This is a genomic window from Frankia sp. QA3, from assembly GCF_000262465.1.
GTDB lineage: Bacteria > Actinomycetota > Actinomycetes > Frankiales > Frankiaceae > Frankia.
The window spans coordinates 6,039,425-6,053,040 of record NZ_CM001489.1 but is presented as its reverse complement, the minus strand read 5'-3'; the positions used below and the strand labels follow the sequence as shown (position 1 = coordinate 6,053,040).

General features: G+C 74.1%; 11 protein-coding genes and 2 pseudogenes. 5 read left to right on the top strand and 8 right to left on the bottom strand.

Annotation, left to right across the window (positions count from 1 at the left end; genetic code table 11):
• Window positions 1–7: 7 nt before the first annotated feature.
• Complete coding sequence (locus FRAQA3DRAFT_RS24820; protein WP_035921450.1) at window positions 8–724, bottom strand: PP2C family protein-serine/threonine phosphatase; 717 nt, start codon at window positions 722–724, stop codon at window positions 8–10.
• Between the two features lie 479 nt (window positions 725–1,203).
• Window positions 1,204–1,689: an SsgA family sporulation/cell division regulator gene (locus FRAQA3DRAFT_RS24815; protein WP_009741804.1), complete on the bottom strand. Its 486-nt coding sequence runs from the start codon at window positions 1,687–1,689 to the stop codon at window positions 1,204–1,206.
• A 641-nt stretch (window positions 1,690–2,330) separates the two neighbouring features.
• Here FRAQA3DRAFT_RS24815 and FRAQA3DRAFT_RS24810 point away from each other — a divergent pair.
• Window positions 2,331–3,182: a CYTH domain-containing protein gene (locus FRAQA3DRAFT_RS24810; RefSeq protein ID WP_009741803.1), complete on the top strand. Its 852-nt coding sequence runs from the start codon at window positions 2,331–2,333 to the stop codon at window positions 3,180–3,182.
• On the opposite strand, the gene FRAQA3DRAFT_RS24805 is transcribed toward FRAQA3DRAFT_RS24810, so the two are convergent.
• Entirely contained in the window at window positions 3,109–4,296 is a 1,188-nt protein-coding gene (locus FRAQA3DRAFT_RS24805) for an iron-containing redox enzyme family protein (RefSeq protein WP_009741802.1), read from the bottom strand. The genes FRAQA3DRAFT_RS24810 and FRAQA3DRAFT_RS24805 overlap by 74 nt on opposite strands.
• The gene (locus FRAQA3DRAFT_RS24800; RefSeq protein ID WP_009741801.1) at window positions 4,293–5,276 is read right to left on the bottom strand and encodes a methyltransferase; all 984 of its coding nucleotides are present in this window, start codon (window positions 5,274–5,276) and stop codon (window positions 4,293–4,295) included. Before FRAQA3DRAFT_RS24800 ends, FRAQA3DRAFT_RS24805 begins: the two co-directional genes overlap by 4 nt.
• A 333-nt stretch (window positions 5,277–5,609) precedes the next feature.
• On the opposite strand from FRAQA3DRAFT_RS24800, the gene FRAQA3DRAFT_RS24795 reads away from it, so the two are divergent.
• Window positions 5,610–6,362 (top strand): MgtC/SapB family protein, encoded by a 753-nt coding sequence (locus tag FRAQA3DRAFT_RS24795; protein WP_009741800.1) that lies wholly within the window; start codon window positions 5,610–5,612, stop codon window positions 6,360–6,362.
• A 71-nt stretch (window positions 6,363–6,433) separates the two neighbouring features.
• Here the strand turns inward: FRAQA3DRAFT_RS24795 and FRAQA3DRAFT_RS24790 are convergent, their stop codons facing one another.
• Entirely contained in the window at window positions 6,434–7,981 is a 1,548-nt protein-coding gene (locus FRAQA3DRAFT_RS24790) for a serine hydrolase (RefSeq protein WP_009741799.1), read from the bottom strand.
• A 191-nt stretch (window positions 7,982–8,172) separates the two neighbouring features.
• Window positions 8,173–8,307 (bottom strand): 2-oxoglutarate and iron-dependent oxygenase domain-containing protein, encoded by a 135-nt coding sequence (locus FRAQA3DRAFT_RS33580; RefSeq protein WP_157467642.1) that lies wholly within the window; start codon window positions 8,305–8,307, stop codon window positions 8,173–8,175.
• Window positions 8,308–8,664: 357 nt separating this feature from the next.
• Between FRAQA3DRAFT_RS33580 and FRAQA3DRAFT_RS24785 the strand changes: the two genes are divergently transcribed.
• On the top strand, window positions 8,665–9,255 hold the full coding sequence (locus FRAQA3DRAFT_RS24785) for a superoxide dismutase family protein (RefSeq protein ID WP_009741797.1): 591 nt from the start codon (window positions 8,665–8,667) through the stop codon (window positions 9,253–9,255).
• 171 nt (window positions 9,256–9,426) lie between these two features.
• Here FRAQA3DRAFT_RS24785 and FRAQA3DRAFT_RS33575 read toward each other — a convergent pair.
• A pseudogene (locus FRAQA3DRAFT_RS33575) lies at window positions 9,427–9,672 on the bottom strand (DUF3291 domain-containing protein); the annotation flags it as partial.
• 655 nt (window positions 9,673–10,327) lie between these two features.
• On the opposite strand from FRAQA3DRAFT_RS33575, the gene FRAQA3DRAFT_RS24780 reads away from it, so the two are divergent.
• Window positions 10,328–10,792 (top strand): hemerythrin domain-containing protein, encoded by a 465-nt coding sequence (locus tag FRAQA3DRAFT_RS24780; RefSeq protein WP_009741796.1) that lies wholly within the window; start codon window positions 10,328–10,330, stop codon window positions 10,790–10,792.
• 326 nt (window positions 10,793–11,118) lie between these two features.
• Here FRAQA3DRAFT_RS24780 and FRAQA3DRAFT_RS38935 read toward each other — a convergent pair.
• Window positions 11,119–11,686: pseudogene (locus tag FRAQA3DRAFT_RS38935) on the bottom strand (radical SAM protein); the annotation flags it as partial.
• 483 nt (window positions 11,687–12,169) lie between these two features.
• On the opposite strand from FRAQA3DRAFT_RS38935, the gene idi reads away from it, so the two are divergent.
• Window positions 12,170–12,754 (top strand): isopentenyl-diphosphate Delta-isomerase, encoded by a 585-nt coding sequence (gene idi, locus FRAQA3DRAFT_RS24770; protein ID WP_009741795.1) that lies wholly within the window; start codon window positions 12,170–12,172, stop codon window positions 12,752–12,754.
• The last annotated feature ends 862 nt before the right edge of the window (window positions 12,755–13,616 follow it).

Below are 13,616 nucleotides of genomic sequence, written 5' to 3'. Positions count from 1 at the left end.
CGGGCGGTCACCGGCGCGGCGAGGCGGTGGAAGCCGGCGGGGCTTGGCGGGTCAGGACCGCGACGGTGCGGTCGTCGCGGGCCTCGGCGTGGGTATGGGCGGCGACCGTCGCGAAGAGATGGTCGATGAGCCGATCGGGCGGGGTGTCGCAGGCGCCGGCCGCACCGACGCGGTCCATGCCGAACTGCTCGCCGGCGGCGTCGCGGGCCTCGCTGATGCCGTCGGTGTACAGCACCAGGCGGTCGCCGGGGGCCATCCGCAGCGTCCGGGATGACCAGATCGCCATGCCCGCGAACAGGTCCGACAGGATCGGGCCGGTGGGTCCGAGCGGCCTCGGCCCGCCCGCGGCGCCCGAGTCGGGCCCCGGATCGGGTCCGGACGCGGTCAGGTGCACGGCGGGCGGGTGCCCGGCGTTGACGTAGACCACGCGGCCCGTCCGCGGGTCGGCGATCGCGACGAAGGCCGTGGCGAACATCTCCCCGAGGTCACCCGGACCGGCGACCTCGTCGACCGTGCGGCTGACCACGGCGTCGGGTTCGTCCCCGGCGAGCAGGCCTCGGCGCAGCACCGCCCGCACCCGGCCCGCGAAGGTCGCCGCCCGCGTGCCGTGCCCGGCCGCGTCGCCGACGCAGACCGCGAGCCGGCCGTCGTCGAGGTCGAACGCGTCCACCCAATCCCCGCTGGCGCCGGGCGTGACCGCCTGCATGCCCCAGTAGGCCCCCATGCCGCAGGCACACGGGCTGCCGGCTGGAGTCGGATCGGACGCGGGGTCGGGAGCCGGTCGGGGTCGCGGCATCGGGGCGTCACCCACAGCGAGCCTCCCGGATCATCCCGCGGAAAGTTGTGCGGATGGTGCAAGCGTGCCGTCCCGCGGTGGCGTCTACCAGGGACCTTCGGCGGGTGCTCAAAGGTCTTGCGCCCTGTCCGTCACCGTGGTCGCCGGGGCCGCCTCCTCCTGGCTCTGGCTCCGCGGGGGTACCCCGTCCCGGCGCGGACGAGCGGCGAGTCCGGCGTACGGGCGTCCGATCCGCCGAACCGGGGTTCCGGCGGTCCCACGCCGGCAGGACCTCCGGCCCGCGCCGGAACGGACCTTCGACCGGCCGGCGGGCCGCGCGCACCCCTGGCTGGTCACGCGACCGCTCCCGGACGATCGGGCCACCCGGGCGCCACGGGCTGGCCTGGCGTCGGCGGTGGTCGTCGGAGTCAGGTGCGGGCGTGGGGGGTGCGGACGCCGGGCAGGCCCCGGGACCGGCGGGCACCGACGCCCGGCATGAAGCGGAACTCGGCGGTCCAGTCGATCACTGCGGCCTCCGCGTCGGCGGACACCATGGCGTACGTGCGCCACAGGAACGCCGCCACCTCCCGCGCGGGCAGCTCCAACTCGGCGGTCCCGGACGGGCCGCACAGGCACAGCGCGAGCGCCGGCTGGCCGCCCAGCACGATCGGGCGGACCCGCACGTCGCCCAGGCCGACGGGCCGGCGCGCCCCGTCGGCGAGGAGTCGGCGGGCGAACCGCCACACGACCGGATCCGCCCCGGCCGCGCCGGTGACCGTCAGGGCCACGGCGATCGGATCGGTCGGGTCGTAGCCGAAGACGACTCGGACCGGCCGCGGTGGCTCGGCCTCCGGCATCAGTCGCGCGGTCATCCCGCGGGCAAGGGTGCTGCGGCGCACCGATCTACGGAGCATGGAGTCCTCCTCTGGAGGTCGGGTCAGGGTCGTCGGACAGCGGCCCCGGCGGGATGGCGGTGCGCCGGGCGGGCGGTCCACCCCACGCCCCGGCGGAGATCCCCGGCCGCAACCCCCGATCGACCGCAAACCGGCCGATGGAGAATGTGCCCCCATCAGGATTCGCGACACGCGTCCGAGGATGCGCCTATCCGAGCCGAAGTTCGTCCCCGGACGGGACTTCCAGCCGTTGACGCGAACATCCGCCGGTGCCCACGTTCGCGGGCGTTCTCGCCGCCGGAGAGATATCCCGCGTTGGGTGGCCCGGCGCCGGGCCGGTACCCACGCCACATTATCGCCGCGAAGCCCGTCGACACCGCCAGAAAGGCCGACTATCGGCACCTCAGGGCCATGTGGCCAGACCTCGACCGAGGCCGATCTCGCCCTGACCGCACCCGGCCGGCGACAGGCCCCGACGGTGCCGAGCTGGTGCTCGAGGCGGCCCACCGCATGCGGCGCCACCCCCAAAGCCCCGCCGGAGATTACGTTTGAGAGCCGATTCGGGTGGTAAAGGTCCTCTTGTCGCGGAAGAGTAGACGCTTGCCAACGCGCGGCATAACAAGGCTGTGCGCCGCGGAACCGGCGGGTGGGAGGGCGATGCAATGGCTGCCGCGGCGGCCGGTCCTGCCGCGATGCGCGCGGCGCAGAAATTTTGGCAGCTACCCGACGACGACCTGCACGCACTGGTGAAACTCACCCGCCAGGTGGACCGGGTGGAGCTCAAGTTCGTCGTGCCCACGGCCGCGCACCAGCGGGCGTGCGACGTGTTCGAGATTGCCTCGACGAAGGCTCGCCGTCAGCGGGTCTACTACCTCGATACCCCCGACCGGCTGTTGCACCGGCGCGGAGTGGTGGTCCGCGTCCGCAGTACCGGCGGCAGACCGGACGACTCCGTCGTCAAACTCCGGCCGGTCGTTCCGGCGAACGTTCCGGCGCACCTGCGCCGATCGAAGCAGTTCGTCGTCGAGGTGGACGGCATGCCCGGCGCCTACGTCTGCTCCGCCGCCCTGCGGACCCGGCTGGACGCCGGCGACGTGCAGCGGGCGATGGCCCGCCGCGGCCCGCTGCGCGCCCTGTTCACAAAACAACAGGCGAAGCTGCTCGCCGCCCACCTGCCCGGGTCTGGTCACATCGATGATCTCGCTGTCCTCGGACCGATCGAGGCCCGGCGACACCGGTTCAGACCCGAGGGTTTCGATCGCGTGCTCCAGGCCGAACGGTGGACGTTTCCGGACGGCTCCCGCCTGCTTGAGCTGTCGGCCCGCTCGGCACCGGAGGCGGCTCTGTGTGCCGCCGCGCGCATGTCCACCGTCCTGCGCCGGCACGGCCTCGACCTCACCGGTCCCCAACAGACCAAGACACGCACCACGCTCGACTTCTTCAGCACGGCACCGACGGCTGGCCACGCGGCGAGGAAACGCGCAGGGAGGAGTGGCCCTCGTCCCAGGCGGTGAGGATCGCCTCCGCGCAGTGGCCTTCGATCGCGGTGGTGGCCCGCGCGCCGAAGACGATGTCGGCAGCCAGGGCCGGATCCTGGGCGACGAGGGCCGCGGCAAGATCGCGGGCGGCGACCGTCTGGTGATGGGCGTCGGCGACGACGTGGACCTCGAAGAAGTGGCGGGCCCCGGCGGCCAGCCCGAGGCGGCGCAGCGCCGCCGCGTAGGCGCCCATCGGCTCGACCGATGTCATCTCGAACAGCGCCAGGTGGCCGACCAGCGCACCGCGCAGCCGCCGGTGCAGGCCGAACAGCGACGGTACGTTGACGGTCGCGAACGCGTGACCGGGCAGCCGATCCAGGTAGGCGCCCGAACGTGCGTCGAGGTCCAGGGCACGCATGGTCACGGCGAACAGGTTCTGGTGCATGTCGCGCTCGACGCCGTGCCCGTACTCGTCGGCCTGGATCTCCACCAGCGCCGCCTTCGGGGCGCCGGCCAGGCGCGGGATGGCCCAGGTGTGCGGGTCGGCCTCGATGAGCTGGAGCAGCGAGCGGTGCATCGCGTACTCGCGGAACTGGTCGAGCGTGCCGGTGGTGGCCAGGCGCCGCGACAGGGAACGGCCGCCGGCGTGCGCGATCACCTCCCGCAGCGCGGTGGCGACGTCCCGGACAGCCCCGGCCCCATCAGCACCGGCAGCACCAGCAGCACCAGCGGCACCAGCGGCACCGGCAGCCGCCTCGTCGCGCAGGCGGGCGAGCAGGTCCGTCTCCAGCCGGCGGCGCACGGCGAGCAGCGACGGCTCCCACTCCCAGTCGTCGTCGACCTCGGCGAAGCCGCGGTAGTGCAGGCCGTAGAGGCAGTAGAGGGCGAGGGGACCGTCCTCGCCGTACAGCACATCGTCGTCCGCGGCCGGCGCCGCCGGGAGGCCGGCTGCGCCAGGCGCGTGCCGCAGCCGGCCGAGCAGGAACTCGGACAGCGTCCCCCGCGGCTCGGGCAGGCGCGGCTGGCCGAGCTCGGCCGGCGCCAGCACGGCGCCGTACTGCGCCCCCGGCCGGAGCGGGCGCGCCGGCCGGTCACCGGCCGCCGTCGAACCTGCGGCCGGGGCGGTCACAGATCCCGCCGCGGCGGTCATCTGCCGCTCCCGGACAGGTCGGAGGCGGACCGACCCCGCAGCTCACCCTGCCCAGAGACGATCCGAATCCGTTGGCGGTCGGGCCCGACGATCTCGCCGGCGCCCGCGATCTCACCGACACTCGCCGACTCGCCGACGTGGGTGGCGCTGCCCGCCGAGGTGAGGACCCGGCGCAGGACGGCGCCGGCATGGTCGCAGTCATTGCCGGCGTCGGCCGGACCACCCGCGTGCACCCAGGTGACCCCCGCGAGCAGGTAGCCTTCCGGGCCGAAGAACGCACGGCCCGACCGGGCCAGCTCGCCGATGCGCCGGCTGACCCACGGTTGGCGGCAGTACCGGCCGAACGAGATGGGCCGTACCGACCAGTCCGCGACCCGGTAGCCGGCGGCGCGGGCGTGCTGCACCAGGCCCACCGGGTCGGAGATCGAGGCAATCATCAGCAGCACCACGTCCATCCCCTGGGACAGCACGCGCCGCGCGACGTGCGCGCCGTCGTGGCCGCCCCACAGGTGGGACGCGCCGACGGGCCGCACGATCGCCGGCAGGTAGGGCGGGTTGCCGATCGCGCACCGCGCCCGCCGCGCCGGTGCCCCCCGCTCGGCACCGACCGGCCCGCCGGCACTGCCAGCACTGGGCGCATCCGCGGCTTTCCGGGGCCCGCCCCGGCGCGTGCCCGGGTCGCCGGTGGCGGTGGCGGTGGCGGTGGCGGTGAAGAAGTCGCCTTCGATGACGGTGTAGTTCGGCAGCGCGGCCCTGGCCGCCGCCCGGCTCGCGATCTGCGCGGCGTCGGCGTCCAGCTCGTAACCGGTGATCGGCACTCGTGACCCGGACCGGCGCAGCGCCTCGACGACCGGCCGGGCGGTTCCCGGCCCGATCTCCACGATTCCGTCGGCAAGCAGCGGCGCAAGTTCGGTCGACGTCAGCAGTCTCTCGACGCAGTGGCCGTAGAAGGTGGACTCGACCGGATCGAAGAAGGGCATGCCATCGCTCCTCGGCTACGCCGCATGGCGGCGCGGTCACAGGGTGGGACGGTCACAGGGTGGGGCGGTCGCACAGTGACGCGGTCGCTCGCGGTAGGGGACAGGTCCGTGGGCGGCAGGTTAGGACGTGTCCTGTGACGGCCCAGCAAAACACCCACCTCCCGCCCGCGCCGCAGCGGCGCTCGCACCGAGGCGCGGTCCCGGTGAACGCGGCCAAGTCCGTGGCCACACCTCGACAACCGGAACCGAGGACGCGACTCGATGACCAACGGTAACTTTTGCGTGGCCGATGGTTGACCAGACGTCACCAAGAGTCATGTCAAGCTGACGGGCATGGTGCCGAACGCGTCGAGCCTGCTGGCCGCGGGCATGGCAGCCGGCCACGGCCAGGGCTGGCGGCAGGTCGGCGAGCTGCTGCTGGCCTTCGGGCTCAGCTCGGTGGTCGGGCTGGAGCGGCGGGCACGCGGGAAGAGCGCCGGCCTGCGGACCCAGACGATCGTCGGCACGGCGTCGGCGCTGTTCCTACAGGTCAGCAAGTACGGCTTCGGCGACGTCCTCGCGCCGGGCACGGTGGTGCTCGATCCGTCGCGGGTCGCCGCGCAGGTGGTGAGCGGGATCGGTTTCCTCGGCGCCGGGCTGATCCTCACCCGCGGCGGGACGGTCCGTGGGCTGACGACAGCGGCCTCGGTCTGGGAGACGGCGGCGATCGGCATGGCGGCGGGGGCGGGCCTGCCGCTGCTCGCGGTCCTGGTGACCGCCCTGCACTTCGTCGTCGTCTACGGCTACACCACCCTGGCGAACCTGATCCTGCGCGGTCAGCCGGTCGACGTCCGGCTCACGGTTACATACCTGGACGGACGCGGCGTCCTGCGCCGGCTACTCGGCACGGCGACGGGCCGCGGCTGGACGCTGTCCGCCGTCCGCACCGAGGAGGGCCACGTCGGCATGGCCGACCACGCCGGCGCCCGCCTGGTCCGGGTCGCCCTCGAGCTGCGCGGCACCGGGGCAGTCGACGAGCTGATCCCGGAACTCGCCGACATCAATGGGGTGGTCGAGGTCGCCCACGACCACGACGCCGACCTGTGAGAGCCGCCCCGCGAGAGAGCCGACCTGCGAGCCGCCGTTCCCGTTCCCCGAGAACGGCACGCGGCGGTCGCTCAGCCCTGCCCGCCACCCGCGGCCGGGCCCGCTCCCCAGCCGCCCGTGTCGACGCCGCCGGGCACCGGGCCGGCGGGGGCGTACGGGGCCCGGGTGAAGACGAACGAGGCGAGTTCGAGATGGCTGATCCCGCCGTCGGCCTGGCGCCGCGGGGTCAGCGTCTCCCCGGCGAAGTAGCCGTCGACGCCGAGAAAGGTGCCGCGGCCGGCGGGGTCGGGACGGAAGCGGGAACGCCGGCCGGAGCGGCCCAGCGGTGCGAGCAGCAGCCCGCCGTCCGGCCGCAGCGACAGCGTGTAGGGCGCCGGTCCCCAGTACCAGACGCCGGTGACGTCCAGCGGCTCCCGCCCGGTCACCGGCGCGGGCAGCCATTCGGCCGGCAGCGGCGGCTCGGCGGTGTCGACGGCGTCGATCAGGTCGACGGCGAGGTCGACGACGGCGACCCCGCTGGTCGCGTTCGCCATCGCCACCGCCGCGGTCCCCGCCGGCCGGCCCCACAGAGCGGCGACGAAGCCCGGCATCGAACCGCCGTGCCCGACGAGCACGCCGCCGGGTTCGCGCAGCAGCTGCACGCCGAGGCCCGCCCCCAGCCGCCACTCGCCGCTGTCCCCCTCGACGGCGGCCGGTTCGCGCATCTCGGCGAGGGTGTCCGCGGACAGCACCGCGTCCGTGTGCCCGGCGAGGACGGCCGACCAGCGCACCAGGTCCGCGGTGGTCGACCAGAGCTGGCCGGCCGGGGCCAGCACGCCGGCGTCGTGGGCGGGCTCGGGCAGCAGCACGTCGGCATGCGGGTGAACGGCGAAGCCGTGGGCGTGCGGCGCGGCGGGCAGCGCGGTCGTGCGGGACATCCCCAGCGGCGCCAGCAGCTCGCGGTGCAGCGCCTGCGCCCAGCTCATCCCGCGCAGCCGGGCGACGAGCTCGCCGAGGACCGCGAAACCGACGTTGGAGTAGTGATGGCGACGTCCCGGGCGGAACCGGTCCGGGGCGGGGCCGAGCGCGTCGGCGAGAGTGGGATGGGCCTGCCCCGCCACCCGCTCCCACCAGGGCGGCGGGGTCTCCGCCGCGATGCCGCCGAGGTGGGACAGCAGCTGCGCGACCGTACGATCACCGACGGTGGTGCCCGGCAGGTGCCGGTCGAGGGGGTCGCCGAGCGCCAGGCGTCCCTCGTCGCGCAGGCGCATGACCAGCACCGCGGTGAAGGTCTTCGTGATCGAGCCGATCCGGTACTGGGTGTCCGCACCCGGCCGCCGAACGCCGCGGCCATCGCCCCCACCACTGCCGTCGTCGCCGGCCTGATCGGGTCCGACGGCGCGGCCCCGCCCGGCCGTCCACACCGGTCGGCCGTCGCGCGCCACCGCGGCGACGAGCGACGGCGCCCGTCCCCGGGCCTGCTCGGCCGCGACCCGGTGCAGCAGCAGCAGCTCGGTGGCGGGCAACAGGCCCTCGCCGTGTCCCGGCTCCGACCCGGGCTCCGGCTTTGGCACCGACACCGACACCGGCACCGCGGGCGCCCGCGTCGGTTCCTCCGACCGCGGCGAATCCGGCGGCATCGACACCCCCCGTCTGGCGACCAGTTTCCCGGATCCACGTCCGGCGTCCTCATCCGATCAGCCTCTTTGCCCCGGCGCCAGTGGAACGCCCCCCAGGAGCGGGCCCATCGTGGCGCGGCGTGGGCGGGACGACGTCCCGGCCGCGGCGACGCGACCCGGTGGGCGGCGTCCAGGTCTACTCCACCAGGAGCTCACCGTTCCTCCTGGAAGGCGGCGTCGAGGACGGCAGCCGGCACCCCGTGCCCGATGACCTGGAAGAAGCCGACCTCCCGGCACGCCCGGCCGGTGGCGGCGGCGACGACCTCGGCGACCTCGGGGCTGTCCACGTCGGGTCTCATGTCGATGACGGGAACCGCGGACACCCGGGGTGCTGTGCACCGCACCGGCGGCGGGCTGACCCCACCGTCCGCCCCGAGCCGCCGACCCAGTCAGAACTCGACACTTGGTGAGCGATACGTGACCGCACCCGCGGGAGAACGCTACACTCGGACAGAATGATTCGACGGCGACGGTCGAAATTTTCCGACCAGTGATCGAGGCGGCATCGCACGTGCTTCCCAGATAATGCCGCGGACCTGGATGGCACCTATTTCCGAGGTGAAATCCGGCCGACGTGGTCGGCCGGCTCCGTCCGCCCTACGATTGTCGCCACCGACCGGAACTCCAGCACCGGAGAGGTCTTCATGCGACGGCGTCTGTCCATCATCGCGGCCGGGCTCGGGCTGATCCTGCTCACCGCCGGGCCGGCCGGGGCCGCCGGCTCGCCGTCCCCGAGCCCGCCCGGAGCCGGCCAGGTCGTCGTGGCGCCGGGGGTGTTCAGCGCCTGGAACGACCGGCAGCCGCCCACGGCCGTCACCTACGACGAGCATCTGGTGCCGGCGGGCGCGACGGCGGTCGCGCTCGCCGTCCGCGGCAAGAGCACCGTGATCGGGCTCATCGTCCAGGGCCTGGCGCCGAACCACCAGTTCGGAGCGCACGTCCACCAGAAGGCGTGCGGGGCTACCGGCGCCGCCGCCGGCCCGCACTACCAGAACGTCCCCGACCCGGTGCAGCCGTCGGTGGATCCCGAGTACGCCAACGCGCGCAACGAGGTGTGGCTGGACTTCACCACCGACGCGCGCGGCACGGGAGCGGCGTTCGCGGTCGTCGGATGGGACTTCCGAACCGGCGGCGCGCACGCGATCGTCTTCCACGAGCATCACACGGACAGCTCGGTCGGGGCCGCCGGGACCGCGGGCGCGCGGGCGGCCTGCCTCACCGTCCCGCTGTCCTGACCCTCCGCAGCCACCCGGTCGGGCGGACTCAGGCCAGGCAGCTCCAGTCCGCCCGCCGGCGCGGCGGCGCCGCCGCGCCGGCGGCGGGAACGGCTGGCGCAGCGTGAAGGCGTAGGCCTCGCGCATCGTCTCGAACCACTCGCGCCGACGGCGCAGCACGTCGCGGTGCAGACCGGAGAACACGAAGTTCCCCAACGATTCGACCGAATCCCACACCGACATGTCGACGATGACCCCGGCACTCTCCCCCGCGTCCGCAGAGAAGGCGCGTATCGCGGTGGCGTTGCCGTCCTCGGTCTGCAACCGCCAGCGAAAGCCCGACGCCGTATCCGCGCGGGTGTTCACAGGATCGAGCGCGGCCACGAAGTCGGTGAGGGTCGGATCGTTCAGTGGTGCCCGCAACCGGGCGATGTTCACCTGGGCCAGCTCTCACATCCCCTGGTGGTCGCGACCGGCGGCAGGCTGACGGCGGAACCCGGGCAGGTAGGTCCGCGGACGGCGCTTGGCACGCGCGGTGACCGCGCCATTCTCGGGCTGCCGGATGAAATGCGTTCGGACGGTGATCAGAAGACATCTTCGGGGCAGGTCGGAGGCATTCTTCTCGGGATTTCCATACGCCGACCGTGGTGGACACCGGCGACTCCCGGACCCGCCGTCGCAGTCGTTCGGAAGGCCGCGAACGGGACGAAAGTCCATATAGCTGCCGCGCGCGCCGGCCCATGATGGCGGCAGCGGCGCGCCCCGTGCGCCGCCGGGCGGGGCAGGAGCGAGATGACGATGCCGGAGCTCGATCGCGTCACCGGTTGCGGCGCGGCCACACGGTCGGCCCGTCCCGGCCGGCCGACGGGCGCCTGGCGGACCTCGCCGGCATCCACTCCGCACGGCCCGCCCCCATCGGCCCGATTCCCGTCCGCGACCGCGCCTCCGGGCGTCCCGCAGAACCGGCACAACCAGCACAACCAGCACGGAGCATGGTTGGGCCGGTCCCCGGCGGCGCGCGGCGGATCCGGCGTATCTCGTTCCCCGGCGCCGGAAATCAGCCGATCTTCTTCTCCCCGAGGACGGCCCTACTATGTCTGAATACTGCTGGTGCACGGCCACTCCGGCCATCGAGGACCTGATCCGGGAGCATGACGAGCTGGTCGAGCTCTCGGCCGAGGCGCGTGCGGCCTACCGGCGGGGCGACGTCGAGTCGCTCATCGACTACTGCGCCAGGATCTCCACGGTCCTCGGCCCGCACACCGTGGTGGAGGAGCGCGGCCTGTTCCCCCCGATGGCCGCCGAGTTCCCCGAGAAGATCGCGATCCTGCGCGGCGAACACCGCAGGATCGAGGCGGTCCTCGCGGGCGCGGCCGACGGCACCGCCCGCACCGATCCCGCCTGGCCCGCCCGGGCCGTGGAGATGCTGACGCTGCTACGGCGCCACATCGTCAAGGAACAGGAGGGGCTCTTTCCCGCCGCCCTCGCCGTCCTCAGCAACGAACAGTGGGACCTGCTCACCGACATCCGCGCGGGGACCAGCCTCATCGGCTCCTGAGCGGCTGCGGCGAACCGGCGTCCACGGCCGCGGCCACGACCGCTGCCGAGCCCCTGCCCAACCCGGCCACCCTCCCCCTGGCCACATCGCTCCCCCAGGGCGGGGGTCCGTCGGCGAGTCGGGCGCGCGACTGTGCCGCCGGTGCACGGCCTGCACACCCGTCCCACCGACGGACGGACCGTCCGCCGTGCCCGGCCGGCTGCCGCCCTGCGCTCCGTCAGGCGTTGGGGGCAGGCCGGTACCCGCCCCACGGCGGCGCAGGGTCACCCGCTCCGGAGCGCCCGCCCCGGCGTCGGCGGCAGCCGGATGGCCGTCCTCCAGACCCTCGCGAGGATGCGCAGGCAGCGGCGCGGGTCGCGGTTCCACCGGCCGGCCAGCGGGGTGCCCTCGAAGGGCATGAGGGAGTTGACCGGGATCGAGTCCGGGGAGAGCTCGCGCAACGCGAACGCGACGTCGACCAGCTCGGTGTCGCTCTCCCCCATCCCGGCGATGATCCCGGAGCAGGGCGAGAGCCCGGCGTGCGTGGCCTCCCACACGGTGTTCACCCGGTCGTCATAGGTGTGGGTGGTGCAGATGTCGGCGTAGTTCTCGCCGGCCGTGTTGAGGTTGTGGTTGTAGGCGTCCGCGCCAGCCTCGCGCAGCCGGTCGGCCTGCCCGCCGGAGAGCAGGCCGAGGCAGGCGCACACCTCCGCCTGGGATGGGCGGCCTTGATGGCGCCGATCGCGTCCGCCACCCGATCCACGTCGCGGTCCGTCGGGCCGCGCCCACTCGCTACCAGGCAGACCCGGCGGGCACCCCGGCGATGCCGGCCCCCGCGGACGAGGCTGCCTGCTCCGGCCGCAGCCAGGTGTACTTCAGGATCTCCGCGTCCGAACCCAGCCGCTGCGAGCAGCGGCCGGCAGGTCCGGGCCCGTCGCCGAGGGGACATCACGTGGCCGCGAGGCGTCTGGTAAGCGAAGGTCCAGGTCCGTCATCGGCGTTCCTCCACTGGTGCGGCGGGCGCGGACGGCCGGTGGCGGCCGGTCACGCCCGCCCGGTCCGCCGCGGTTCATACTTCCAGCGCCGACATGATCAGAATGACTGTCGAAGCGGCCTCGATCGGACGATCGGCGCGACCACGGTGCGGCCCGCCCGGCGCGCCCGCCGGCGGGCCGGTGCGCTCGCCATCCGCCACCTCCGGGCGCCCCCTCGCCGCCTGCCGGCCCCCACCGGTGGCCGGTCGGCGGCGGATGTGACCAGCGGGATCCGGGGTCGGGCCGACGTCTGGTCGCGGCGGCGGGAGGATGGGCGAGTGAGGACACCGACCTGGGACGCGACGCCCGACTCACGCGCCCCGGCGGGATCCGTTCGCTACTCCACGGAAAGCGAGGCCCACGCGTGAGTCCACAAGGACCCGGTACCGCCGTCGACGTCGACGACCAGGTCGTGCTGCTGGACGCCGACCGCCGACCCTGCGGGACGGCGCCCCGGCTCGCCGTGCACGGTCTCGACACGCCGCTGCATCTGGCCTTCTCCTCCTACCTGTTCGACGCCGCCGGCCGGCTGCTCGTCACCCGCCGGGCGCTGGGCAAGCGCACCTGGCCGGGGGTGTGGACCAACAGCTGCTGCGGGCATCCCCGCCCCGGTGAGGACATCGCCGTCGCCGTCGAACGTCGGGTGGACCAGGAGCTGCGGCTCGCTGTGACCGACCTGCACTGCGCACTGCCGGACTTCGCCTACCGCGCCACCGCCGCCGACGGGCTGGTGGAGAACGAGGTGTGCCCCGTCTACGTGGCCCGGGCGGTGGGCGACCCGGACCCGGACCCGGCCGAGGTCGTGGAGTGGCGCTGGGTCGACTGGGAGAGCTACCGGCAGGCGGCGCTCGCCGCGCCGTGGGCGCTGAGCCCCTGGTCGGTAGACCAGATGACCGCGTTCGGCCGGGCCGCGCACCCGCTGACGGCCGCGCTGCGCGCCGCCGGCTGACCGGTCACCGCACGAGGAGCCCATCCGGGCACGGTCCCCGGTCGACACCGGTGAGGCCGAGCACCGCCCGGGTGGGCCCGTCACCCCGCGGCTGGCGTCGGGAGAGGACTAGATCTTCCGGCCAGATGAGCTAGCCCAGCTTCCCCGCTGGTAGCTACTTGTTACTAGTAGCAGGCCGACCATAGTCACGCTTCGTCAACAAGCGAACGCGAAGCGATCATCGCCGGAGGTGGCCGACCAGCATTCCGATAAAGCAGGCCGAGTTACAGTGCTGTCATTAAACAGGCATCCTCCCGGAATCGCCGAGACGCCGCTGCGCCCCAGCAAGCCATGGCCCTTCGGCCGTCGTGGAGTAACCGAGCGCGTCCGCGGACGAGCCTGCCACGGCGGCTGTCCCGCGCCCCGACGGTGTCCTTCTGGCCGAGCATCGGTTCGAATACGGACCACACCTCAGGTGGAATGCACTGCACACATGTCGGCAGCCGGCAATGGTACGAAGTCCCGCCTTCACTAGGCAGTTGGTCCCGGCCGGGCACCACGTTGGTGCCGGGTCGCCTGCCGGTCGGCGCCGGCCCGGGTCCGGGCGGCCGTACCCGGTCTCGCGCGCGGTCCCGGCCCGGCTTTCCGCGACTCCCCTCGGGCGGCCCCTCCCACGGCGATCCGGCACCCCGTCACTGACCAGGCGTTCCGCCCACGCCGACCGCACGGGGCGCGCGGGCTCGGTCGCCGTCCGCCCCGCCCACCGGCACAGGCCGCCTCCGCCCGGCCGCCTGCGCCCGGCGCGGCGCGGGCGGTTTCGGCGGACCCGGGCACCGGCCCGCGGGACCGCGGGACCGCGCAGGAGCGAGCGCGCCGCGGATCG

Bases quoted from the DNA above. Each gene is read 5' to 3' on its own strand.
- FRAQA3DRAFT_RS24800 (WP_009741801.1), bottom strand. From the start codon at position 5,276: ATGCCCTTCTTCGATCCGGTCGAGTCCACCTTCTACGGCCACTGCGTC.
- FRAQA3DRAFT_RS24810 (WP_009741803.1), top strand. From the start codon at position 2,331: ATGGCTGCCGCGGCGGCCGGTCCTGCCGCGATGCGCGCGGCGCAGAAA.
- FRAQA3DRAFT_RS24815 (WP_009741804.1), bottom strand. From the start codon at position 1,689: ATGCTCCGTAGATCGGTGCGCCGCAGCACCCTTGCCCGCGGGATGACC.
- FRAQA3DRAFT_RS24785 (WP_009741797.1), top strand. From the start codon at position 8,665: ATGCGACGGCGTCTGTCCATCATCGCGGCCGGGCTCGGGCTGATCCTG.
- FRAQA3DRAFT_RS24805 (WP_009741802.1), bottom strand. From the start codon at position 4,296: ATGACCGCCGCGGCGGGATCTGTGACCGCCCCGGCCGCAGGTTCGACG.
- FRAQA3DRAFT_RS24795 (WP_009741800.1), top strand. From the start codon at position 5,610: ATGGTGCCGAACGCGTCGAGCCTGCTGGCCGCGGGCATGGCAGCCGGC.
- FRAQA3DRAFT_RS24780 (WP_009741796.1), top strand. From the start codon at position 10,328: ATGTCTGAATACTGCTGGTGCACGGCCACTCCGGCCATCGAGGACCTG.
- FRAQA3DRAFT_RS24790 (WP_009741799.1), bottom strand. From the start codon at position 7,981: ATGCCGCCGGATTCGCCGCGGTCGGAGGAACCGACGCGGGCGCCCGCG.
- FRAQA3DRAFT_RS24820 (WP_035921450.1), bottom strand. From the start codon at position 724: ATGGGGGCCTACTGGGGCATGCAGGCGGTCACGCCCGGCGCCAGCGGG.